This window comes from Paraburkholderia sp. AV2 (genome assembly GCF_054968425.1).
Window position 1 is genome coordinate 21,359 of the sequence record NZ_JBANLK010000017.1, and the last position, 23,057, is coordinate 44,415.

Consider the following 23,057-nt stretch of genomic DNA (forward strand, 5'->3'; position numbering starts at 1 on the left):
GCTTATGACCTCAAGGAGAGTGCGCCCGATGCTTACGATCTGGGGACGCGCCAATTCGGTGAACGTCCAGAAAGTCCTGTGGTGCTGCGATGAACTCGTGCTGCCGTTCCAGCGTATCGATGCGGGCCTGCAGTTCGGCCGCGTCAACGAGCCGGAATACGTCGCGCTGAATCCGAACGCCAAGGTGCCGACGCTCGTAGACGGCAATTTCGTGCTGTGGGAATCGAATTCGATCCTGCGCTACCTCGCGATGGAGTACGGCCAGTCCAGCCTGCTCTATCCCGCCGAGCCGAAAGTGCGCGCGCTGATCGAACGCTGGCTCGACTGGTCGATCGGCACGCTCGCGCCGGCCGAGCGGCCGCTCTTCCAGGCGCTCGTGCGCACGCCGCCGGAAAAGCGCGACATGGCGAAGGTCGCCGACGACCTCGACCAGGTCGCCGCGTTGTGGAAGCTGCTCGATCGCCATCTGCAAGGGCGTTTCTTCCTGGAAAACGAACGCTTCTCGCTGGCGGACATCGTGATCGGCGGATTCGCGCGGCGCTGGTTCGGGCTCGAAGGCATCGAGCGCCCCACGCTGCCGAACCTCGAGCGCTGGTATCAGCGCATCGCGCAGCGCGAAGGCTTTCGCAAGTACCTCGCCCAGCCGCTCACCTGAAACGCGTCGGCGGCACGAGCTACAGCGAGGGCGGGCGCAGCCGCCGCCCGCCCCGTATAATTGCCGCATGAAGACAGCAAAACCGGCCCCGCACGATCACGGCCATCCTCACCACGAGCACGGCGGCGACGATCACGCCCACGCTCACGACGGCGTAGCGCCCGCGTCCATCGGCGCCGCGCTCGAAATGGCCGAGGCCTACTGCCGCGAGCGCGGCGAGAAGCTCACGCCGATCCGCCGCAAGGTGCTGGAACTGCTGCTGGCCTCGGGCCGGGCCACCAAGGCTTACTCGCTGCTGGACGAAATGCGCCAGATCCATCCCGGATCGGCGCCGCCCACGGTCTATCGCGCCCTCGATTTCCTGCTTTCGGCCGGGCTCGTGCACCGGATCGAATCGATCAACGCCTTCGCCGTCTGCCACGACCTCACGCAATGCCAGCACGGCATCCTCGTGGTCTGCCAGCAATGCGGCAACGTCACCGAACTGCACGAGCCACGCCTGCGCCAGGCGCTCGTCGCGCAGATCGAGGCGGCGGGATATCGCCTCGAAGGCGACGGCATCGAGCTAAAAGGCGTGTGCGCGCAATGCCGCGCGGCCGAACCCGCTCAGGCCGCCGCCGCTGCGGGGGGCGAAACCCGGGCCGCGGCGCAGTCCTCCTGAGAACCCCGCTCCGGGAACCTACAGCGACTGTCTCGCCTCGATCGCGTCGCTCAGCAGCGCCACGAGGGCTTCCGGCTCGGCCGGCTTCGTCATGAAGTGCTGAAATCCTTCGCCGATACTACGCAGGCGCCAGATTTCGTCGGTGTGCCCGGTTAACGCGACAGCGACCGTGGGGGCATGATCGCCGCGTATTTCATGATCGCGCAGGCGCTGGATCAGATAGAAGCCGTCCATGGCCGGCAGGTCCAGATCGCAAACCACGGCGTCGGGCAGCAATTCGAGAACCGCTTCGACGCCGGTTTCGGCATCTCCCACCGCCACCACGCGCGCTCCTTCCGACTCCAGCAGCGAGGCCAGCGACGCCCGGCTTTGCGGATCGTCTTCGACCAGGACGATGGTCGTCCGGTCGAGTTTGTGTACTGCATTCATCGTGTTTGCTTGAAACTTCCTGTTCGTCTGGCTTGCCGCGCCATGCGCGAACGCCGTCGCGGGCCGCCCTTCCAGCGCAAGTTTAATGCCGTCGCGCGCGGCGGCGCATGTCTCGTGCACGGCGCGCCGCGCACGATAGCCCGGGCGCAAGTCACGTCGATGAAACCGGCTTGCATCGCGGCTTTCATTACCTTACTCGCCGAGACTCGCGCATGCCGCCCGTTTTTTTGCTCCGTCCCTTCACTGACGCAAGCGAACGCTTCGAGGGGCCGCTGGCGAGCGAGTTCGTATTCGACGACAGGTTGGGGATAGTCGTTCCCGAAACGCACACCGGTCGAACCCGCGCTGCCGGTATCCATTGAAAAAATATTGAAAAAAAGCCGCTTCGGATCGTGGAATATCGAGGCGGATCAGCGGCCGCCCGGCACCGGCCCGATCCCCTGTGTAATCAGCGCCACCGCATGCTGCGCAATCTCGCGCGCGCCGATCTGGCGCTTGTCGGGATCGTTGCGCCACTGGCGCGAGGTGGCAAGCGGCAGCAGCGTGAGACCGAGCAGCGACTGAAACAGCAGCGACGGTTCGAGCGCCGGGTTCAAGCGCCCTTCGCGCTGCCAGCGCGCGATCGCCACCTGCGCCGCACTCTGGTGCGAATGGCCGAACCGCTCGTGCATGCGCTGGCGCAACAGGCCGCCTTCGCTGATCACCTCGCGCACCCACAGCGGCGCAAACCACGGATAGCGCGACCCCACCTCGACGAAACGCTCGGTCACCAGCGTGAGCGCCGCGACGGGATCGTCGGGATGCGCCTCGAAGATGCCGCCCATCGTCGCGCGCAGCGGCACGAAGCGCTCGTCGATCAGCACGTCGATCAACTGATCGCGGGTCTTGAAGTAGTAGTGGACCATCGCGGACGTCACGCCGGCCTCGCGGGCGATCGCCGCGAGCGTGGTGTCGACGATGCCCTGGCGCGCAAAGAGCGCGAGCGCCGCCTCGATCAACCGCGCGCGCTGCTCCGCTCCGCCCGCGCCGCCGCTCGGCCGGCCCGGCCGACGGGCGGGACGGCCGTCGACGGATTCGGGGGGGGTGGACGCGAGGGTATCGGGTTCGCTCATCGCTGCGCTCATCTCTGGTTACGTTTCAGTCTTTGACTGAATCCGGGAATTCTCCTAATATTAATCTCCAAGTTAATTAATTTCAAGACAGCCCCACTGCGATGGAATCCCCTATGGAACGCACCCTGCCGGTCCAGCCCGACGCCGCACCCGCGGCCAACCATCCGCCGATCCGGCTCCTTTTCCCCGCGCTGCTGCTCGTCATGCTGCTCGCGGCGCTCGACCAGACTATCGTTTCGACGGCGCTGCCCACCATCGTCGGCGAGCTGGGCGGCCTCGACCGCCTATCGTGGGTCGTCACGGCCTACCTGCTTACGTCGACCATCGTCGTGCCGCTCTACGGCAAGTTCGGCGACCTGTACGGGCGCAAGATCGTGCTGCAGGCCGCCATCGCGATCTTTCTCGTCGGCTCCGCGCTCTGCGGCATCGCGCAGGACATGATGCAGCTCATCGTCCTGCGCGCCGTGCAGGGTATCGGCGGCGGCGGGCTCATGGTCGTGACCATGGCGGCCATCGGCGACGTCATCCCGCCCGCACAGCGCGGCAAGTATCAGGGCATGTTCGGCGGCGTGTTCGGGCTCGCCACCGTCGTGGGGCCGCTCCTGGGCGGGTTTCTCGTCGAGCATCTGTCGTGGCGCTGGATCTTCTACATCAACCTGCCGCTCGGCGCGATCGCGCTCGCCGTGATCGGCGCCGTGTTCCGCCCGCGCGCCGCGCACGTGAGGCACGTGATCGACTACATGGGCGCCGCGTGGCTCGCCACCGCGCTTACCTGCCTGATCCTCTTCACGAGCCAGGGCGGCTCGATCCTGCCCTGGTCCTCGATGCAGCTATGGCTCACGCTGCTGCTCGGCGCCGTCGCGGTAGCCGGCTTCCTCCACGAGGAAAAGCACGCCGTCGAACCCATCATGCCGCTCGAACTGTTCCGCCACCGCACCTTCGTGCTGTCGAGCCTGATCGGCTTCATCGTGGGCGTGTCGCTGTTCGGCTCGGTCACTTTCCTGCCGCTCTATCTGCAGGTCGTGAAGGGCTCCACGCCTTCCGAGGCCGGCATGCAGATGCTGCCGATGATGGGCGGCGTGCTCGTGATGTCCGTCATCACGGGCCGCACCATCAGCAAGATCGGCAAGTACCGCATCTTCCCCATCGTGGGCACCGCGCTCGTGGCGATCGCCATGGTGCTGCTCGCGCGGCTGCAGATCGCCACGCCCATCCATCTGATGTATCTCTACATGGGCATTCTCGGCTGCGGGCTCGGCATGGTGATGCAGGTGCTGATCCTCGCCGTGCAGAACACCGTCGAGTTCCGCCATATGGGCGTGGCCACCTCGGGGGCGACGCTGTTCCGTTCGATAGGCGGTTCGGTGGGCGTGGCCGCGTTCGGCGCCGTGTTCTCGCACGGTCTGCAAACGCAGCTCGAAAAAGTGCTCACGCCCGGCGTCGAGCTGCCGCAGCCGCTCACGCCCGACGTGATCCGTCACCTGCCGCCCGCCCTGCACGCCGGCTACCTCGACGCGTTCGCCGGCGCGCTGCACATGGTCTATTTCTCGGCGGCGATCGTGGTGGTGTTCTCGTTCGCGCTGGCCTGGCTGCTGCAGGACGTTCCGCTGCGCAAGCAGCCTTGACGTTGCCCGCTGCAGCACGCCCCTCACGCGGCCTGCGCGCTCAGCTCCATCGCGCGCTGCAGCGTCTCGTACACCTTCGGGCGAGCGCACTGCGAGACGTTGAAGCGCAGGAAGTCGCCCGCGCTGCGCGAGTAGCTGAAGACATTGCCGGGCGCGAGCACCATGTCCTGCGCGAGCGCCTCGCGCGCCACCTGTGCGGCGTCGAGTCCGTCCGGCAGACGCGCCCAGACGAACAAACCCGCCTGCGGCCGCGTCCACGCGGCGAGGCCGAGCGCCGCGAGACGCCGCAGCGTTTCGCCCATCGCGTCGGCCAGGCGCGCACGCAACGCATCGAGATGACGGCGATAAGTGCCGTCCACGAGCAGGCGATGCACGAGATCGGCCGCCACCTCGCCGTTGCCGAACGACACCGCGAGCTTCAGATCGACGAGCGCCTCGACCCAGTCGGCGCGCGCAGCGATGAAGCCGCAGCGCACGGCCGCCGACATCGTTTTCGAAAAGCTGCCGATCGTCACGACGCGCGCGAGGCCGTCGAAGGCCGCGAGGCGGGGGGCAGGGTCGGTTTCGAAATCGGCAAAGATATCGTCCTCGACGATCAGGAGATCGTGCTCCTCGGCGAGCTTGAGCAAGCGGTGCGCGACTGCCGGGGCGAGCGTCGCGCCCGTGGGGTTGTGAATCGCCGAATTGGTCACGTAGAGCCGCGGGCGATGCTCGATCAGCGCGCGCTCGAACGCGGCGAGATCGGGGCCGGTGGGCGTGTACGGTACGCTCGCCACGCGCGCGCGATGCGCGCGCAGCAGCGCCTGGAAATTGAAGTAGCAGGGGTCGTCCACGAGCACCGTATCGCCCGGCTCCAGCAGGAAGCGGCACACGAAGTCGAGCGCCTGGGTGCCGCCGTCGGTGAGCACGATCTGCTCGGGGCCGGCCTCCACGCCGTGCTGCGCGAGACGCCACGAGAGCTGCTGGCGCAGCGCCGGCAGGCCGAGCGGCGAGGCATATTCGGCCAGCGGCGCGTGCGGATCCCGCGCCTGAGAGCGCAACGCGCGCCGCACGGCGTCCTGCGGCAGCCACGAAGGCGGCAGCCAGCCGCAGCCGGGGCGCAGCGCGTGCGGATCGGCTTCGAGCGACTGGCGCGTAAGCCAGAGCGGATCGATCTCGCGGTCCAGACGTGGACCAAGCGCCGCGAGCGCCAGCGGCGGCGCATGGCCGGCGACGAAGAATCCCGAACCGCGCCGCGCGACCAGCACGCCCTCGCCGACCAGCCGCTCGTACGCCTCCACCACGGTGGACTTCGAAACCCCCATCTGCTCGCTCATGGCGCGGACCGACGGCACGCGCGCGCCGGCAGCCAGCGCGCGGCCGGCAATGCGCCCGCGCAGCGTCTCCATGACGTGCGCGACGCGCGTGAGCGTGCCGCCCGTGGGCGTTTCCGGTTGTAGTTGTGTTTGCCTTTGCGTCTGGCCGGTGTCCGCCATCTGCCCTCTCCAGTCTGTCCGGCATCTGTACTGCCCTGTATTCAGTACAGTTTTGATAAATTGTACTGATCTGTAGCTTACCCTTTGTGCGGCCCGCGCGCATCATCGCCCGGATGTCCTATGCCATCCGGCCAACTTCACGGCCGCCACGAACCATGCGCAAATCTCTCGACTCCACCGCCGACGGCTGGCTCTGCGGCCTCGCCGGCGTCCTCATCTTCAGCGGCTCGCTGCCGGCCACGCGGGTCGCCGTGCTGGGCCTCGATCCGCTGTTCCTCACCGGCGCGCGCGCGACCATTGCCGGCGCGCTCGGCGCCCTGCTGCTCGCGCTGCTGCGCGCCGCGCGGCCCGAGCGCCGCGAACTCGGCCCGCTCGTCGTGGTGGCGCTCGGCGTGGTGGTCGGCTTTCCGCTCCTCACCGCGCTCGCGCTGCGTCACGTGAACTCCGCGCACGCCATTGTATTTATCGGCCTCTTGCCGCTCGCGACGGCCATCTTCGGCGTGCTGCGCGGCGGCGAACGTCCACAGCCCGCCTTCTGGATCTTCTCCGGGCTCGGCAGCGCCGCCGTGGTGGCCTTCGCGCTGCGTCACGGCGTCGATGCCTCGCCGGCCGGCGACGCACTCATGCTCGCGGCAATCGTCGTCTGCGGGCTCGGCTACGCCGAAGGCGCGCGCCTCTCGCGCCGGCTCGGCGGCTGGCAGGTGATCTGCTGGGCGCTCGTGATCTCGCTGCCCGTGATGGCACCGCTCGCCTTCTGGCTGCGGCCCGCCTCGTTCGCCACCGTCGGCACGGCGGCCTGGTGGGGGCTTGCCTACGTGTCGCTGTTCAGCATGCTGATCGGCTTCGTGTTCTGGTATCGCGGGCTCGCGCTCGGCGGCATCGCCGGCGTCGGGCAGTTGCAACTGCTGCAGCCGTTCTTCGGCTTCCTGCTCGCCGCGCTCGTGCTGCACGAAGCCGTGCCGCCCGCGATGATCGGCGTGACCGCCGTCGTGATCGCCTGCGTGGCCGGCGCGCGGCGCTTCGGCCGGATGGCGCCTCCACCGCCGGCCGGCGCCGCCGCGCCGCGCGCGTGAGCCCAGGCGTTGTGCCCTGGATCGAAGGCCGCGCGCCGGTATTTTTGACAAACTTTCAATCCGCTGCCGTCCGAGGCATAGTGGAAGGCGCCGCCGCGAATACTGCGCCGGCGCCTTCCCAACCCCGACCCGAAACGCATGAATGCACCCGCCGTCGCCCGGCCGCTCCTGCGCGACGCCACGCCAGGCGACTTCCCCGCGATTGCCGCGATCTACGCGCATCACGTCCTGCACGGCGCGGCCTCCTTCGAAGAAACCCCGCCCGACCTCGATGAACTCCAGCGCCGCCATGCCGCCGTACGCGGCCACGGCCTGCCCTGGATCGTCGCCGAGCTGAACGGCAAGGTGGCCGGCTACAGCTACGCCACGCCCTACCGCCCGCGCGCGGCCTACCGCTATACCGTCGAAGACTCGATCTACATCGACGAGTCGTGCCGCGGTCTCGGACTCGGCCGCGCCCTGCTGGAGGCGCTGATCGAGCGCTGCGAAAGCGGCCCCTGGCGGCAGATGATCGCCGTGATCGCCGACGCGCGCGGCGGCTCGATCGCCCTGCATCGGAGCCTCGGCTTCGAGAGGGTGGGCACGCTGCACGCCGTCGGGTTCAAGCACGACGAATGGCGCGACACGACGCTCATGCAGCGCGCGCTCGGCGCCGGCTCGAGCACGGTGCCCGCCGCCTGAGCAAACCGGCAGCCCGCGGTCACAGGCCGGCTCCCCGCCCTTAAAATAGTCCGTTCGTCTCGCGCCGGCCGCGCGCCGGCGCGCCGAGCCTGAACACGCGCGCGCAAGCCACGCCCCAAACCGCGCGAGCGCGCGCCGACGACCAAGGACTACCCCATGCAACCGCTGCTACAACACATTCATCCGTCCAACTGGAGCTTCCTGTGGGACGCGCTCAGCTCGTTCGCGATGCGCCTCGTCGCGGCGCTGGCCATCCTGTGGATCGGCTGGTGGCTCGCGCGCCGCATCGGCCGCTGGCTTTCCGGGCAGGGCAGCATCGACGCGACGCTGCGTCCCATCGTGCGCGATTCGGCCAAGTGGAGCGTGCGCATCGTCGCGCTGATCGGCGCGCTGTCGCAACTGGGCATCCAGACCGCGAGCATCGTCGCCGTGCTCGGCGCCGCGGGCCTCGCCATCGGCCTCGCGCTGCAAGGCACGCTGCAGAACATCGCGGCCGGCATCATGCTGTTGCTGCTGCGCCCCTTCAAGGTGGGCGACTATATCGACGGCGGCGCGGGCGTGAGCGTGGCCGGCACCGTGGAGGAGGTCAATCTCTTCACGACGCGCCTCACGAAACCGGACGGCATCTGCGAATACGTGCCGAACAGCGGGCTCTGGAGCAACTCGATCCGCAACTACAGCCGCAACCCCACGCGCCGTCTCGACCTCGAAGTGGAAGTCTCGGTGCGCGACGACGTGAACCGCGCCATCGAGGTGCTGCGCGCGCTCGCCGACGCCGACCCGCGCGCGCTGCGCGAACCCGCGCCGCAGGTGATGGTGAGCCGCTTCGACGACAGCACGGCGGTGCTCAACATCCGCGTCTGGGCCAACACCGACGTGTTCTGGGACCTGCGCTGGGATCTCTCGCGCAAGGTGCGGCAGGCGCTCAACGACGCGCAGTGCTCGCTGCCGCTGCGCGCGCGAGAGCTGCATATCGTGCAGACGCCGCAAGGCCAGGAGCAGGCACCGCAGCAAGCCCAACAACACGTCGAACAGCGGGCCCAGTGATGCTGAGCGCGCTCCTGCGCCGCATGCGCGGCTTCGCCACGCACATCGTGCCGCACGGCTATCTGGCCTTGCTGCTCGTGGTCGATGGACTCATGCTGCTGCGCCCGGTCGCCGAAAAGGCCTTACTGCATGCGCGCGGCAACTGGTTCCAGGACTGGATCACGCTGATCGATGCATTCGGCCTGCTCGCGCTGCCGCAAGTCGTGGTTGCAACGGGCCTCGCGACCATGGCGATCGGCATCGCCTTGCGCGCGCGCGTGGCCTGGGTGCTCTCGCTGCTGCTGCTCGCCGCCGCGGGCTTCATCAGCATGTGGGGCGACTATCGCAGCGAGCCGCTCTTCGCCTTCACCGTGCTGCTGGCCGCCGCCCTGCTGTACTACTGGCGGCGCTTCGACCGCACGAGCCTCGCCGCAAGCTCATTGTTCGCGATCCTGAGCATTGGCTCGTTGCTGATCTACGCGGTGTTCGGCGCGCTTTATCTCGGCACGGACTTCGATCCGCCCATCCAGAACCTCATCACGGCGTTCTACTTCGCAATCGTTTCGATGTCCACGGTCGGCTACGGCGATATCGTGCCGCACTCGGATACGGCGCGGCTCTTCACGGCCTCGGTGATCGTGCTGGGCATCACCGTGTTCGCGACGTCGATCAGCGCCGTGGTGGGGCCCGTGATAGGCGGCAAGCTGAAACATATCGTGAAGGGAGGGATTTCCAACGTGACCCGCAAGAACCATTACCTGATCGTCGGCGCCTCGCCGCTCGCGCACAGCGTGTACGCAGGCCTGAAAAAGCGCGGCTACGCGGTCACGGTGATCGTGACGCCAAACACGCCGCACACGTATCCCGCGAACGCCGATATCGTGGTAGGCGACCCGAGCGACACGGCGACACTGCACAACGCGAGCGCGGAAACGGCGCTCGCCGTGCTGGCCCTGCGCCTCGACGACGCCGAGAACGCCTTCGTGATCCTCGCGATCAAGGAACTGGCGCCGAAGGTGCGCACCGTCGCGCTGGTGAACGACAGCCGCAATCTGCAGCGACTGCGGCTGCTGCAGCCCGACATGGTGTTCTCGCCGCAATTGCTCGCGGGCGAACTGCTCGCGCGCACGCTCAACAACGAAACCATCGACAACGACCTGGTCTCGCACTTGCTGTTCGGCAAGGAGCATGCCGCCGGGGCCGCGGCGCCTGAACGCAAATAGCGACTATCACGCGTACGCGCGCGCAACGCGCCCCGTATCGCCTATGCTCCACGCTCGACCCGATCCGCGCGGGTGCCGGCGCCCGCGCGCCCCGCGTTCGTCCGCGGTCATTTTTCGCCCTGTTCGCATCCGCATGTCCATCCGAGCGCAAGCCCACGGCGAAGGCGCCGCGTTACGCACCCTGTCAGGCACCCTGTTGCGCAGCGTCGGCCAGATCGTCCTGCAACGCCACGCCGGCACCGGCGCGTGCCTGCTCGCCGCGCTCGCCCTCTGCGACCCGCGGCTCGCGTGCGCCGCACTCATCGGCGCGACGACAGCCAACGTCTGCGCCGTGCTGGCGGGCCACCCCGACGACGCGATCCGCGGCGGCCTCGCCGGTTTCAACGGCGCGCTCGCCGGGCTGGCGGCCTTCACCTTCATCGGCGATGCGCCGACGGCGCTCGCCACGGCGCTGCTGGCCGCCGCGGCCGCCGGCTGGCTCGACGCGCCGCTCGCGCGGCGGCTCGCGCGCGCGGGCCTCTCCGTCTACTCGACGCCCTGTCTCGTCGCCACGTGGATCTGGCTCGCGCTGCGCGCGAGCGCCTCATCGGCACCGCCTTCGCCAGCGCATGCCTTCAACGCCCCGTTCGCGGCGGACGGCGCCGTACCGCACTCCCTGGGGCTCGCCCTCCGCGCCCTTGCCGGCGTTTTGAGCGGCGTCGCGCAAAGCGAATTCGCATCTGGCGCGCCCGCCGGCCTCCTCGTGCTGGCCGGCATCGCGCTCTCGTCGCGACGGGCTGCCGGCTTCGCGCTCGCCGGCGCGGCGCTCGCGAGCGCCGTCGAACTGGCATGCGGCACGCCGCTCGCCGACTTCGACGCGGGCCTCGCGGGCTTCAACGGCGCACTGGCCGCGCTCGCCACGCTGACGCTCGGCACGCGCACCGCGTTCTGTGCGACGATGTTCGCCGCGGTGCTGCATCTGGCCGCCGTGCGCTGCGGCCTGCCCGCGATGACCGCGCCGTTCGTGCTGGCGAGCTGGTGCGCCCACCGCACCACCTCCGTCGCTCGCTGAATCTTCGCCGCCCCCGGGAAGGAACCACCATGTCATTCGCCCACCGCCCCACGAGCACGGCCGCCGAAACCGGCCCGCGCTCCGCCGCCGAGCAGCAGTTGCGCATCGATCTGGCCGCTGCCTACCGGCTCATCGCGCTCAACGGCTGGGACGACCTCATCTACACGCATGTCTCCGCGGCGATTCCCGGCGAGCCGGGACGTTTCCTGATCAACCCGTTCGGCCTCGCCTTCGACGAAGTCTGCGCGTCGAACCTCGTGAAGATCGACACGGAAGGCCGCATCGTCGGCCCGAGCGACTATCCCGTGAACGCGACGGGCTTCGCACTGCACGCCGCCGTCCACCTCGCGCGCCCGGACGCGGTCTGCGTCATGCATCTGCACAACACGGCGGGCATTGCCGTCTCGATCCAGCGCGGCGGCTTGCTGCCCGCCTCGCAACACGCGCTGCGCTTCTACGGCCAGCTCGCGTGGCACGACTACGAGGGCCTCGCGTTCACGCCGGCCGAGGGCGCGCGGCTAACGGCGAGCCTGGGCGAACGTTCCGCGATGCTGCTGCGCAACCACGGCACGCTCACGACGGGCCGCACGATCGCCGAGGCCTATGTGCTCATGGCCACGCTGATCAAGGCCTGCGAGATCCAGCTTCAAGCCCAGGCCGGCGGCGAGCCGCTGGTGCTGCCGCCGCCCGAGGTGGCCGCGCGCACGGCCGAGCAGCTCTACGACGGCGGCGCGATCGAAGGCGAGCTCGAATGGCCCGCGCTGCTGCGCAAGCTCGACCGCCTCGACGCGTCGTACCGGAATTGAACCACCCCACCCTGCCTTATACGGAGACAACCCATGCCGACTTTCCATATCGAACTGTTCGAAGGCCGCACCGTCGAGAAGAAACGCGAACTGGCCGCCGCGCTGACGGAAACCACCTGCAAGGTGCTGGGCTGCGACCCGCAGAGCGTCGACATTCTGTTCGTCGACGTCAAGCACGAGGACTGGGCAACGGGCGGCAAGCTCTGGAGCGATCCGCGTTGAGCGGGCAAGCGCACGCATCGACGCTACCGCCTTCCTGGCATTCCTGATTATCCTTCCCTGCCATCGTCCCGGCCGTCGTGGTCCGGGACGGTTCTCGCCACATCCCCACCTCATCCCCGCGCGCTGCGCACCTGGTCAGGTTGACGCACCCATTCCGCAGCGCGGTGTATTGACGCAGATCCACGGGCTGCAAGCCTGATCTGCAAGCCCCGTCCATTCCATCATTGTTGATTTACATCAACGCGTTACCGAACGATCTCGACATTTGCTGATTGCGATGTGCGACATGCTGGCGCACATCGCGGCGCAGCAAAACCGCCTCCGTTCCCCTACGCTTACGTTCATCCGCACGAGCCGCAGCCGGCCTTTCCGGCGCGTCGATCGAGCGGCCCCATTCCGGCAAGCAAGCATCAGGCACGCACATGGACACCTCGCTCTCGGCCTTCGACCTGGCCCGGCTGCAATTCGCCTTCACCGTTTCCTTCCACATCGTTTTTCCCGCGCTCAGCATCGGCCTCGCGAGCTTCATCGCCGTGCTCGAAGGCTGCTGGCTCAAGACCGGCAAGACGTACTACAAGGATCTTTGCCTGTTCTGGTCGAAGATCTTCGCGGTCGCCTTCGGCATGGGCGTGGTCTCCGGCGTTGTCATGAGCTACGAGTTCGGCACCAACTGGGCCGGTTTCTCGTCGTTCGCCGGGCCCATCACCGGCCCGCTTCTCATGTACGAGGTCATGACCGCGTTCTTCCTCGAAGCGGGCTTCCTCGGCATCATGCTGTTCGGCTGGAACCGCGTGAGCCCGCGCGCGCACTTCGGCGCGACGCTCATGGTCGCCATCGGCACGCTCATCTCCACGTTCTGGATCCTCGCCTCCAACAGCTGGATGCAGACGCCCCAGGGCTTCGAAGTCGTGAACGGGCATGTCGTGCCCACCGACTGGTTCAAGATCATCTTCAATCCGTCGTTCCCGTACCGCCTCGCGCACATGGCCATCGCGGCTTTCATCGTGGCCGCCCTCGTCGTGGCCGCCACGGGCGCGTGGCATCTGCTCAAGGGACGGCGCGACCCCGCCGTCAAGACGATGTTCTCGATGGCGCTCGGCCTTCTGCTCGTGCTGGCCCCCGTGCAGGCTTTCGTCGGCGACCAGCACGGACTGAACACGCGCGAATATCAGCCCGCCAAGATTGCCGCCATTGAGGGCCTCTGGGACACCGAACAGGGCGGTACCGCGCTCAATCTCTTCGGCATCCCCGACATGCAGGCCGAAACCACGCTCTACGCCGTGTCGGTCCCGCACCTCGGCAGCCTGATCCTCACGCATAGCTGGGACGGCGAGATTCGCGGCCTGAAGTCGTTCCCGCCCGATCAGCGCCCCAACTCGACGCTCGTCTTCTGGACCTTCCGCATAATGGTGGGCCTGGGACTCCTGATGATCGTGCTCGGCGTGGCCGGCTGGGTTCAGCGCCGGCGCGGCCGGCTCTACGAGTCGCGCGGGTTCCAGCGCTTCGCGCTGGCAATGGGCCCCACGGGCTTCATCACGCTGCTCGCCGGCTGGATCACCACCGAAGCCGGCCGCCAGCCCTGGGTCGTCTACGGCGTGATGCGCACGTCGCAGGCGGTGTCGCCGCTCACGACGCAGCAGGTGAGCGTTTCGCTGATGGCCTTCGTGGTCGTGTACTTCCTCGTGTTCGGCACCGGCATCTACTACATGCTCAAGCTGATCCGTAAGGGGCCCACACTGCCGGACCAAACAGACGAGACGGGCCAGGCGGGCCATCGGCCCGAGAGCGGGCGGCCCGCCGCCCCGACCGGAAGCCAGACCGCGCGCCGTCCGCTCTCGGCCGCCGATCAACTGATCGACGCCTGATCCCCTTCCCTCGCTTCGTATCGATAGCCACGCAAAAGAGGCAAGCAAAAATGGATGTCACCGTCATCTGGGCTGCGATCATCGCACTCGGCATCTTCATGTATATCGTGCTGGACGGCTTCGATCTGGGCATCGGCATCGTGTTTCCGCTCTTCCCCGACGAGCACGAGCGCGATCTCATGATGGACACCGTCGCCCCCGTCTGGGACGGCAACGAAACCTGGCTCGTGCTCGGCGGCGCCGCGCTCTTCGCCGTCTTTCCGGTGGTGTATGCCACCGTGCTCTCCGCGCTCTATCTGCCGCTCGTGTTCATGCTCGCGTGCCTGATCTTCCGCGGCGTTTCGTTCGAGATTCGCGCGAAGGCCAACCGCACGAAGCATCTTTGGGATCTCGCCTTCATCGGCGGATCGGCAGGCGCCGCGTTCTTCCAGGGCATCGCGCTCGGTGCGTTCCTGCAGGGCATCCCGGTCGAGGGCGGCCGCTTCGCGGGCAACGCCTTCGGCTGGCTCACGCCGTTCAGCCTGCTCACGGGGTTCGGGCTCGTCGCCACCTACGCCCTGCTCGGCAGTTGCTGGCTCGTCGCCAAGACCGAGGGCGATCTGCAACGCCGCCTGCACCGGCTCGTGTGGCCTCTCACGATGGTCCTGCTCGTGTTCATCGCACTCGTGAGCGTCTGGACGCCGCTGCAGGACGCCAGCATCGCTTCGCGCTGGTTCGACGCGCGGCTCTTCTGGCGTCTCGCCCCGGTGCCGCTGCTCGTGCTGGCCTGTGCGTACTGGATGCATCGCGCCGTGCGTGCGCGCCATCACAACACGCCGTTCATCGCGGCGCTCGGCCTCGTGGCGCTCGGCTATCTCGGGCTGCTCGTGAGCCTGTGGCCCTACGCGATTCCGCAGAGCCTCACGCTCTGGGAAGCAGCCGCGCCGCGTTCGAGCCAGATGTTCACGCTCGTCGGCGCGGCGGTGATACTCCCCGTCATTCTGGCGTACACGACGATGGGCTACTGGGTCTTCCGCGGAAAGGTGCGTCATGGCGACACCCATCACTATCACTAAGCGGCGCACGCTGCCGGGCTGGCTCTGGTTCGTACTGCTATGGTGCGCGGGCGTAGCCGGGGCGGTTTCGTTGGGCTGGGCGTTCAAGATTCTGATGAATCTCACGCTGTTCGCGGTGAAATAAGCGCCATCGGCGCGCGGCGCTTCCCGACTCCGCGCTAGACTGTCGGCCATCTGTTACTCGAACGATAGCGACCATGCAACCGATGTCTTTCATGGAATGCGTGAAGCGCGCCTGGGCCAGCGCGCGCGCAGCCGCGACGCAGATGCCCCTGCTGATGCTCGGCGCCTTCGTGGTCTACACCGTGCTCGGCTGGATCGCCTTCGCCGGGCGGCCCGTGCCCGGCGAGGGCGAAATGCCGTCGGGCGCGCTCGTGCTCGCCGCCGATATCGCTTCGCTGCTGAACTCGATCGTCTATCTCGGGTTCGTCGTCAAGGTGCATCGCTTCGTGCTGCAGGGCGAGCACGCGGCGCCGCTCGTCCCGCTCGGCGGCAAGCCGCTCATGCGCATGTTCGGCGTGGGCGTCGTGCTCACCTTCGCGCTGATCGTCACCGCGCTCGTGCTTTACGCCGTGCTGCGGCCGCACTATGCGGGCGGCGTCGCGTTCCTCGGGTTCCTCGTCGGTGTCGTCTGGATCTACATCGCCGTGCGGCTGAGCCTGCTCTTTCCGTCGCTCTCGCTCGGCAACCCCATCGCACTGCGCGCCGCCTGGCACGACAGCCGCGGCCATTTCTGGAGCCTGCTGGGCGTGCCGTTCGTTGCCGTGCTGCCGCTCGCGCTGATCGCCATCGGCGCGGTCGGCATCACGCCCGCCATGCTCGACTCGCCTGCGCGGCTTCTCGTGCTCGCGGCCAGCCAGAGTCTCGCGAATATCGTCTTCGTGTTGCTCACTGCAGCGGCCCAGGCATGGCTTTACCGGCGCCATGCCGAGCGCTTGCCCGCGCCGCCCGAAGTCTGAGGCCTTAGGCTAAGCCAAGGCCCGAAGCCGCCGCGACGCGCGCCGCCCACAGCGGCGCACCGCGTCACCAGATGCCCGGCACGAAGCGATAACGCACGCGCTGCATATACTCGCGGTAGCCGGGCAGCCCCTCGGCCAGCACGCGCTCTTCTTTGACCGCTCGCCAGCCGATGGCCACCATCATGAGGGGCACGCCCGCGAGCCCCCACCACGAACCCAGCATCAGGGGCGTGCCGGCGAGCAGCAGCATGGCGTAGGCGTACATCGGATGGCGAATGTGGGCATACGGCCCGGTATCGCTCACCGCATGGCCGCGCTCGCGCTGGATCGCCACGACCGGCGCGGCGTAGCGGTTCGCGGCGAACACGCCGCGCGTGAGGTAGATGCAAAGGAAGATTGCAATGGCGCCCACCACGCTCAGCCAGAGCGGCACGTGCGACCCGCCGCGGCGCACGGCATCGACGCCGATCAGCACGAGCCACGCGCACCAGCCCACCGTGACCATGAGCATGAACACCCGGTCCCAGGTACTCTGGCCGCGCCGCGCATAAGGCGAGAGGCGCTCGGCCAGCAGCCCGGGATCGACGCGCGCAAGCCAGAGACCGAGCCAGAGGCTCGTGGCCGCGAACTCCGCCAGCCACAACCAGGCGGCGAGCCACGCGAGCGTCCCCGCCGCGCCGAACAACAGCGCGCCCATGAGCGCGAGCCACGTCACCGTAATCGCGATCATGCGACCGATCATTGCCGACTCCTTCGCCTGGTTTATCCGCGTTTATTCGCGCTCAGTCACCCGGCGCGCGACCCGCAATCCGCGCATACAGCGTACCTGCATCGAAGTCCGAAGCATCGATGCCGAAGCTCGCGTGCAGGCAACCCATCAGGTCGTCCGCGCCGGCAATCCTGCGCGTAAGCGTGCGGCGGCCGCTCGCATCGCGCTCGGTATAGCGGTCGTTGAACAACGCCATGCGGCCGCCCGCTCTTACGCCGCACGCGATGAGATTGCCCGCGAAAAACGAATCCGGCGACGTCGACGTGTACCAGTTCGCGACTTCGTAATCGACCCATTCGGCCGGCGTCGATTCGAAACGATACACATCGCTCCAGGTGTCGCCTTCCTGCACGGCGAGCTTCCACATGCCATCGGGCTGAACCGCGAGGCGCGCGAATTCGAGCGGGGTGGACTGCGGCGCCTGCGAAGCGAACGCGAGCGGCGCGCAAAGCGTCGTGCCGCCGAACCCGACGTCGGCGAGCCATGCCGCATCGTCCATCTCCACACGCAGGAGCATGTGCGTGCGCGCCGTGATCGCACCCGCTGGCCGCCCGTACAGCACGCGCGCGGCAAGCGGCGTCACGCGAAAACCGAGCGCCGCGAGTGCATGAGCGAAGAGCGTGTTGTGTTCGAAGCAATAGCCGCCGCGACGCGCATCGACGAGCTTCGCGACGATGTCTTCGAGCCGGATCGAGATGCGCCGGCCGGCGAGAACGTCGAGGTTCTCGAAGGGGATCGCGAGCGGATGAAGCCGATGCAAGACGCGCAGCACGTCGAGCGTGGCCGCGCGCGGCCCGTCGTAGCCGATACGCGCGAAATAGCGGTCGAGTCCGGCGCGCCCGTCGAGACGCGAATCAAGGAAAAAGTCGCGAGAAAAACCGGAAGCGGTCATGAGCAGTTCGTCCGATGAAAATGCGCGCCGCCGGGCGCGCACGGCCATTCACGTAGCGATGATAGGCGACTTCCGCCTCCCCGCCGATCGACGTCGCTTCTGACTGGCTGCAAGCCCAAACAATGCATTTCGACAGCCATTTGTAAACACACTGCATCCCCCAAGTAATTCTTATGAGAATCATTCTCATTTGTGTTGACTCTTGTATTCCTGATGGGTACGATGGGCCCCGTTCGCTGGCCTCCCAATGGCGGCGATAAAGAGAATTCATGTGCAGCGGTGTCCACATCGTGGACATCGACATAATCAATAAGGATCTCGATGAAGTTCTCCCGGTCAGTTCGTCCCGCCGCGCTGTGCGGCTACGGGATCCGGCGCCGTTTCCCGGCGCTGCGCAGGCTCGCCCTGTCCGTTGCGTTTGCGACCCTCGCGAGCGGCGCCGCCCACGCCCAGGCAACCGCCAACCCCGACGCCAATCCGGAAGCCCCGGAAGCCGACCTCGCCATCCAGGCGCAACCGTCCAACTTCTGGACCGGCATCTGGAGCCGCCAGAACCTGCTCGGCGACATGGGCGGCCTGCGCCCGTGGATGGGCCAGTACGGCTTCTCGTTCCAGCTAACCGAGACGAGCGAATATCTCGCGAACCTGCGCGGCGGCCTGAACCGCGGCGGCACCTATGACGGCCTCACCACGGCGACCCTGCAGCTCGATACGAGCAAGTACTTTGGCGTCCCGGGCGGCCTCTTCAATATCAGCGCGCTCAACATTCACGGCTCGAACCTGAGCGCGCTGAATCTCGGCACGCTGAACACGGCGAGCGGCATCGAAGCGCAGGACACCACGCGCCTGTGGGAGATGTGGTACCAGCAGTCGTTCCTCAACAAGCGCGTGGACGTGAAGATCGGTCAGCAAAGTCTCGACCAGGAATTCATGGTGAGCCAGTACGCGTCGCTCTTCGTGAACACGATGTTCGGCTGGCCGGGCCTGCCTTCGTACGACCTGCCCAACGGCGGCCCCGCCTACCCGCTCTCCGACCTCGGCGTGCGCCTGCGCGGCCAGATCAACGGTTCGCTCACCGGCCTGATCGGCGTGTTCGACGCCGACCCGCTCGGCAACGACCCGAACAACCTGAGCGGCACGAACTTCAATCTGCACAACGGTGCGATGGTGATCGGCGAGCTGCAGTACGCGATCAACCAGCCGGCCGAAGGCGATCTCGTGAGCGCCGACGCCAGCAAGAAGCTGCCGGGCACGTACAAGCTGGGCTTCTGGTACAACAGCGACTCGTTCGCCGACCAGCAGAATTCGTCGATCCAGCACAAGGGCGACTACAGCTTCTACGCCGTCGCCGACCAGATGATCTGGCGCCCCGATCCCGACGAGCCGCGCAGCATTGGCGTGTTCGCACGCGTGATGGGCGCGCCCAGTGACCGCAACGAGGTCAGCGTGAGCGCCAACCTCGGGATCGTGATGAAAGCGCCGTTCGCCGGCCGCGACAACGACAGCGTGGGTCTGGCTCTCGCCTATATCAAGGTGAGCAACGACGCGGCCGCGGCCGACCTGGCTGCCGGAAACGTTCCGCGCGGCAGCGAGACGGCCCTCGAGGCGACCTACCAGTATCAGGTCAATCCCTGGTGGCAGATCCAGGCCGACGCGCAGTACACGTTCAACGCCGGTGCGGGCCAGAACCCGGACAACCCGACAGAGGCGCTGCGCAACACGTTCGTGGTGGGTCTGCGCACCAACATCACGTTCTGACCCGACGCCCTGTCACAACCGATCGAAACCTGATCCCATGGCCAACACCAAGTCCTCGCGAGTCCTTGCCGTCATGAGCGCCCCACGCGGCGCACGGTTTGCTTGCGGGGCACGGAGATTCACGATGAAACATGCTACGCGCACGCTCCTGCAACGCACGGCCCACTTCACGCGCGCCGCGCTGGCGCTCGCCGCGGCGGCCACGCTCACCGGCGCCCCGCTCGCCGCTCACGCCGATTCCGAAGGCCTGCTGCCGTCCGTCCACAAGGACACCACGCTCATCAACACCGTCCCCGACAACGGCGACCAGAACCCGTACGCGATCGTCGTCGCACCGGTCAGCGCCGGCACGGTCAAGACAGGCGACGTGCTCGTGGACAACTTCAACAACGCGGCCAACCTGCAGGGCACGGGCTCGACGATCGTCGATTACCACCCCGACACGAAGCAGATGTCGCTCTTCGCGACGATCCCGCGCGACCTGAAGGAATGCCCGGGCGGCGTCGGCCTCTCCACGGCGATGACGATGCTCAAGTCGGGCTGGGTGATCGTGGGCAGCACGCCCTCCAACGACGGCACGACCGGCACCAAGGGCGCCGGCTGCCTGATCGTGCTCGATTCCAGCGGCAAGATCGCGAAAACCATCAGCAGCCCGAACATCAACGACCCGTGGGGCAACATGGCCGTGGTGGACAACGGCGACCATGCCACGCTGTTCTTGAGCAACGCCGGCTTCGGCGTGGGCGGCGCGGACGGCAACCCGCCCGTGTTCAAGCAAGCCACCGTGCTGCGCCTCGACCTCGACATCCCGAGCGGCCAGGTGCCGGTCGTGAAGAGCGAGACCGTGGTGGCGAGCGGCTTCGGCGCGCAGGCCGACAAGGGCGTGTTCCTCGTCGGACCGACGGGCCTCGCGCTCTCCGCCGACAACAAGCTGCTCTACGTCTCGGACGCAATCGGCAACCGCGTCAACGTGATCGAGGATCCGCTCACGCGCGACACGAGCGCCGGCGTTGGCCGTCAGCTCACGGCGGATGGTATGCTCCACCGCCCGCTCGCGATGATCATGACGCCGCAAGGTCACCTGCTCGTCACGAATGCGCTCAACGGTCAGGTCGTGGAGATCGACCCGGCCGCGGCGAAGCAGCTCTACGCACGCTGGATCGATACGGACAAGGCGCAGACGCCTCCGGGCAACGGCGACCTGTTCGGCATCGCGCTGACGCCGGCGGGCGACGGCTTCTACTACGTGGAAGACGACGTCAATACTCTCGTACTGGCAAAATAATCATGTCCTCCGAAGACCCCACAAACACACCCGAGCGCCCCACGCGCCGGGGCTTCCTGAAGGCCGGCGGCGCCGCGGTCGCGGCGAGCGCGACGCTAGGCGCCGGCTTGTCCGCGCCCGGTGTCGCGCACGCGGCCATGGAAGCGAAGAAGCACGCGGCAAGCATGGACCCGCTGCTCGCCGTCGAGCCGTTCTACGGCGAGCACCAGGGCGGCATCGCCACGGCGCAGCAGGCGCACACCTATCTGGCCGCATTCGACCTCACGACCACCTCGCGCGAGGACGTGATCAACCTGCTCAAGCAGTGGACAGAATCGGCCGCGCGCATGACGCAGGGCCAGCCGGCCGCGGCGCTGGAAGGCACCGGCGACGATCACCCCGCGCCCGACTCCGGCGACGTGCTGGGTCTCGGGCCGGCCGGCCTCACGGTGACGTTCGGCTTCGGCCCCGGCCTCTTCACGTCCGAAGGCAAGGACCGCTACGGTCTCGCGAGCAAGCGGCCCGCCGCGCTCGTGGATCTGCCGCGCTTCAACGGCGACCAGCTCGTGGCCGAAAAGACCGGCGGCGACCTCTACGTGCAGGCCTGCGCGAACGACGCCCAGGTGGCGTTCCACGCGGTGCGCCAACTCGCGCGCCAGGGCTACGGCGTCCTGCGCATGCGCTGGGGCCAGGCCGGCTTCCTCTCGGGCCCGAAGGGCCAGACGCCGCGCAATCTGATGGGCTTCAAGGACGGCACGGACAATCCGGCGATCGGGAATCCGAAGGAGCTGAACGAATTCGTATGGGCGAACGATGCCGACGCGCCCTGGATGCAGGGCGGCACGTACACGGTCGTGCGCCGCATCCGCATCACGCTCGAACACTGGGACCAGATGGAACTCGGCTTCCAGGAGCAGGTGTTCGGACGACAGAAGTACAGTGGTGCGCCCATCGGCAAGGAGAAGGAGTTCGACCCGGTCGATCTCGCCGCGCAGGACAAGGATGGCAATCCGCTGATCCCGGAAAACTCGCACGTGAGGCTGTCGCATCGCTCGACGAACAACGGGGCGCGCGTCCTGCGCCGTTCGTACTCCTACAACGACAGCGCGAACTTCTATATCGAGCGCTGGCCGCCGTGGCGCCAGGAAACCGAGTACGACGCGGGCCTGATTTTCATCGCTCACCAGGGCGACCCGCGCGCGGGCTTCATTCCGATCAACGAAAAGCTCTCGAAGTTCGACATGATGAACCAGTTCACGACCCACATCGGCAGCGCGATCTTCGCGTGCCCGCCGGGCGCGAAACCCGGTTCGTACATCGGCGCGGAGCTGTTCTCGGCCTGAGTGAATGCCCTGAGGATCGCCTGGGGAATGGATGACCCAGGCGCCTTTCTTCATCAACGGATAACGACACATCATGAAGCTTTCGTTCCCCGGCGCGCCGCTGCGCGCCGCCGCCCTGAGCGTCGCGCTGGCCGTGGCCGGCACGCTGCCGCTCGCCGCTCGCGCCGATTCGATCACGGTGTACAACGCCCAGCACGAGCAGGTCATGAACCAGCTTGCCAAGGACTTCGAACAACAGAGCGGCATCAGCGTGAAGGTCCGCACCGATGAAGGCCCCGCGCTTGCCGCGCAGATCGTCGCGGAAGGCGACAAGTCGCCCGCCGACGTCTACTTCACGGAAAACTCGCCCGAGCTGATGCTGCTCGAAGAGAAGAGCCTGCTCGCACCCGTGCAGTCCGCCACGCTTTCCGCCGTGCCCGCTCGCTTCAGCTCGCCGGCCGGCCAGTGGGTGGGCGTGACCGCGCGCGAAAACGTGCTCGCGTACAACACGGCGAAGGTCCAGCCGGCGCAGTTGCCGCAGTCGCTCATGGATCTCGCGAAGCCCGAATGGAAGGGCAAGGTCGGCATCGCGCCGTCCGACGCCGACTTCCTGCCGCTCGTGGACGCCATGATCGCCGCCAAGGGCGAAGCCGCGACGCTCGAATGGCTCAAGGGCCTGAAGGCCAACTCGCAGATCTTCGACGACGACGAAGGCGTGGTCGCCGCCGTGAACCGCGGCGCGGTTGCCACGGGCATCATCAACAACTACTACTGGGATCGTCTGCACGCCGAAGTGGGCGACGCCAAGACGCGCAGTGCCGTGGCGCACTTCGCGAACGGCGACATCGGCGCGCTCGTGAACGTCTCGGGCGCCGCCGTGCTGAAGTCGGCGCACAACGCCGACGGCGCGCAGAAGTTCCTCGCATACCTCGTGAGCGATCGCGCCCAGAAGCTGATGGCGCAGGACCACATCAGCTTCGAGTACCCGCTGCGCCCCGGCGTGGCCGCCGACCCGATCAACAAGCCGTTCGACCAGCTCCATCCGCCGCAACTGACGATCGAGCAACTGGGCGACGACAGCCAGGCCGGCAAGCTGCTGCGCCAGGCGGGTCTTCTGTAACCGTAACTGCAATA

The 23,057-nt window shown here is 67.5% G+C and carries 23 protein-coding genes; 18 read left to right on the forward strand and 5 right to left on the reverse strand.

The features are described 5' to 3' along the window. Positions 1-28 precede the first annotated feature (28 nt). Positions 29-655 (forward strand): glutathione S-transferase family protein, encoded by a 627-nt coding sequence (locus tag V8683_RS14215; RefSeq protein ID WP_411191481.1) that lies wholly within the window; start codon positions 29-31, stop codon positions 653-655. A 67-nt stretch (positions 656-722) separates the two neighbouring features. After that, a complete protein-coding gene (locus V8683_RS14220) occupies positions 723-1,316 on the forward strand; it encodes a Fur family transcriptional regulator (protein WP_411191482.1) in 594 nt (197 codons plus the stop codon). 18 nt (positions 1,317-1,334) lie between these two features. On the opposite strand, the gene V8683_RS14225 is transcribed toward V8683_RS14220, so the two are convergent. Together V8683_RS14225 and V8683_RS14230 are read right to left on the reverse strand one after the other, a co-directional pair. Next, a complete protein-coding gene (locus V8683_RS14225; RefSeq protein WP_411191484.1) occupies positions 1,335-1,745 on the reverse strand; it encodes a response regulator in 411 nt (136 codons plus the stop codon). A 410-nt stretch (positions 1,746-2,155) separates the two neighbouring features. Beyond that, positions 2,156-2,857: a TetR/AcrR family transcriptional regulator gene (locus V8683_RS14230; protein ID WP_411191485.1), complete on the reverse strand. Its 702-nt coding sequence runs from the start codon at positions 2,855-2,857 to the stop codon at positions 2,156-2,158. A gap of 101 nt (positions 2,858-2,958) precedes the next feature. On the opposite strand from V8683_RS14230, the gene V8683_RS14235 reads away from it, so the two are divergent. After that, a complete protein-coding gene (locus tag V8683_RS14235) occupies positions 2,959-4,482 on the forward strand; it encodes an MDR family MFS transporter (protein WP_411191486.1) in 1,524 nt (507 codons plus the stop codon). 23 nt (positions 4,483-4,505) lie between these two features. On the opposite strand, the gene V8683_RS14240 is transcribed toward V8683_RS14235, so the two are convergent. Further along, a complete protein-coding gene (locus tag V8683_RS14240; RefSeq protein ID WP_411191487.1) occupies positions 4,506-5,957 on the reverse strand; it encodes an aminotransferase-like domain-containing protein in 1,452 nt (483 codons plus the stop codon). A 155-nt stretch (positions 5,958-6,112) separates the two neighbouring features. Here V8683_RS14240 and V8683_RS14245 point away from each other — a divergent pair, with 155 nt between their 5' ends. The 11 genes from V8683_RS14245 (at position 6,113) to V8683_RS14295 (ending at position 15,918) form a co-directional block, all read left to right on the forward strand. Beyond that, the gene (locus V8683_RS14245; protein WP_411191488.1) at positions 6,113-7,030 is read left to right on the forward strand and encodes a DMT family transporter; all 918 of its coding nucleotides are present in this window, start codon (positions 6,113-6,115) and stop codon (positions 7,028-7,030) included. 138 nt (positions 7,031-7,168) lie between these two features. Continuing rightward, on the forward strand, positions 7,169-7,711 hold the full coding sequence (locus V8683_RS14250) for a GNAT family N-acetyltransferase (RefSeq protein WP_411191490.1): 543 nt from the start codon (positions 7,169-7,171) through the stop codon (positions 7,709-7,711). Positions 7,712-7,867: 156 nt separating this feature from the next. Beyond that, the gene (locus V8683_RS14255; RefSeq protein ID WP_411191492.1) at positions 7,868-8,758 is read left to right on the forward strand and encodes a mechanosensitive ion channel family protein; all 891 of its coding nucleotides are present in this window, start codon (positions 7,868-7,870) and stop codon (positions 8,756-8,758) included. Then, positions 8,758-9,960 (forward strand): voltage-gated potassium channel protein, encoded by a 1,203-nt coding sequence (gene kch / locus V8683_RS14260; protein ID WP_411191494.1) that lies wholly within the window; start codon positions 8,758-8,760, stop codon positions 9,958-9,960. Before V8683_RS14255 ends, kch begins: the two co-directional genes overlap by 1 nt. A gap of 133 nt (positions 9,961-10,093) precedes the next feature. Beyond that, a complete protein-coding gene (locus V8683_RS14265; protein ID WP_411191496.1) occupies positions 10,094-11,011 on the forward strand; it encodes an urea transporter in 918 nt (305 codons plus the stop codon). Between the two features lie 29 nt (positions 11,012-11,040). Then, positions 11,041-11,817 carry a class II aldolase/adducin family protein gene (locus V8683_RS14270; protein ID WP_411191497.1) on the forward strand — a complete coding sequence of 259 codons (777 nt, stop codon included), beginning with the start codon at positions 11,041-11,043 and terminating at the stop codon, positions 11,815-11,817. A 33-nt stretch (positions 11,818-11,850) separates the two neighbouring features. Continuing rightward, positions 11,851-12,039, forward strand: a complete 189-nt coding sequence (locus tag V8683_RS14275) for a 4-oxalocrotonate tautomerase (RefSeq protein ID WP_411191499.1) — start codon at positions 11,851-11,853, stop codon at positions 12,037-12,039. A 422-nt stretch (positions 12,040-12,461) separates the two neighbouring features. After that, a complete protein-coding gene (locus V8683_RS14280; RefSeq protein ID WP_411191500.1) occupies positions 12,462-13,904 on the forward strand; it encodes a cytochrome ubiquinol oxidase subunit I in 1,443 nt (480 codons plus the stop codon). 50 nt (positions 13,905-13,954) lie between these two features. After that, positions 13,955-14,959 (forward strand): cytochrome d ubiquinol oxidase subunit II, encoded by a 1,005-nt coding sequence (gene cydB, locus V8683_RS14285; protein WP_411191501.1) that lies wholly within the window; start codon positions 13,955-13,957, stop codon positions 14,957-14,959. After that, positions 14,934-15,083 carry a hypothetical protein gene (locus V8683_RS14290; protein ID WP_411191502.1) on the forward strand — a complete coding sequence of 50 codons (150 nt, stop codon included), beginning with the start codon at positions 14,934-14,936 and terminating at the stop codon, positions 15,081-15,083. The genes cydB and V8683_RS14290 overlap by 26 nt, the downstream gene beginning before the upstream one ends. 73 nt (positions 15,084-15,156) lie before the next feature. Continuing rightward, on the forward strand, positions 15,157-15,918 hold the full coding sequence (locus V8683_RS14295; RefSeq protein WP_411191504.1) for a hypothetical protein: 762 nt from the start codon (positions 15,157-15,159) through the stop codon (positions 15,916-15,918). A gap of 64 nt (positions 15,919-15,982) precedes the next feature. On the opposite strand, the gene V8683_RS14300 is transcribed toward V8683_RS14295, so the two are convergent. Then, a complete protein-coding gene (locus V8683_RS14300) occupies positions 15,983-16,660 on the reverse strand; it encodes a methyltransferase family protein (RefSeq protein WP_411191505.1) in 678 nt (225 codons plus the stop codon). Between the two features lie 40 nt (positions 16,661-16,700). Beyond that, positions 16,701-17,579 carry an arylamine N-acetyltransferase family protein gene (locus V8683_RS14305; protein WP_411191506.1) on the reverse strand — a complete coding sequence of 293 codons (879 nt, stop codon included), beginning with the start codon at positions 17,577-17,579 and terminating at the stop codon, positions 16,701-16,703. A 321-nt stretch (positions 17,580-17,900) separates the two neighbouring features. Here V8683_RS14305 and V8683_RS14310 point away from each other — a divergent pair, with 321 nt between their 5' ends. The 4 genes from V8683_RS14310 (at position 17,901) to V8683_RS14325 (ending at position 23,043) form a co-directional block, all read left to right on the forward strand. Continuing rightward, on the forward strand, positions 17,901-19,337 hold the full coding sequence (locus tag V8683_RS14310) for a carbohydrate porin (protein ID WP_411191507.1): 1,437 nt from the start codon (positions 17,901-17,903) through the stop codon (positions 19,335-19,337). A gap of 124 nt (positions 19,338-19,461) precedes the next feature. Further along, a complete protein-coding gene (locus tag V8683_RS14315) occupies positions 19,462-20,622 on the forward strand; it encodes an NHL repeat-containing protein (protein WP_411191508.1) in 1,161 nt (386 codons plus the stop codon). 2 nt (positions 20,623-20,624) lie between these two features. Then, entirely contained in the window at positions 20,625-21,944 is a 1,320-nt protein-coding gene (gene efeB / locus V8683_RS14320) for an iron uptake transporter deferrochelatase/peroxidase subunit (RefSeq protein ID WP_411191510.1), read from the forward strand. A 73-nt stretch (positions 21,945-22,017) separates the two neighbouring features. Then, positions 22,018-23,043, forward strand: coding sequence for an iron ABC transporter substrate-binding protein (locus V8683_RS14325; protein WP_411191511.1), 1,026 nt, complete (start codon positions 22,018-22,020; stop codon positions 23,041-23,043). Positions 23,044-23,057 lie beyond the last annotated feature (14 nt).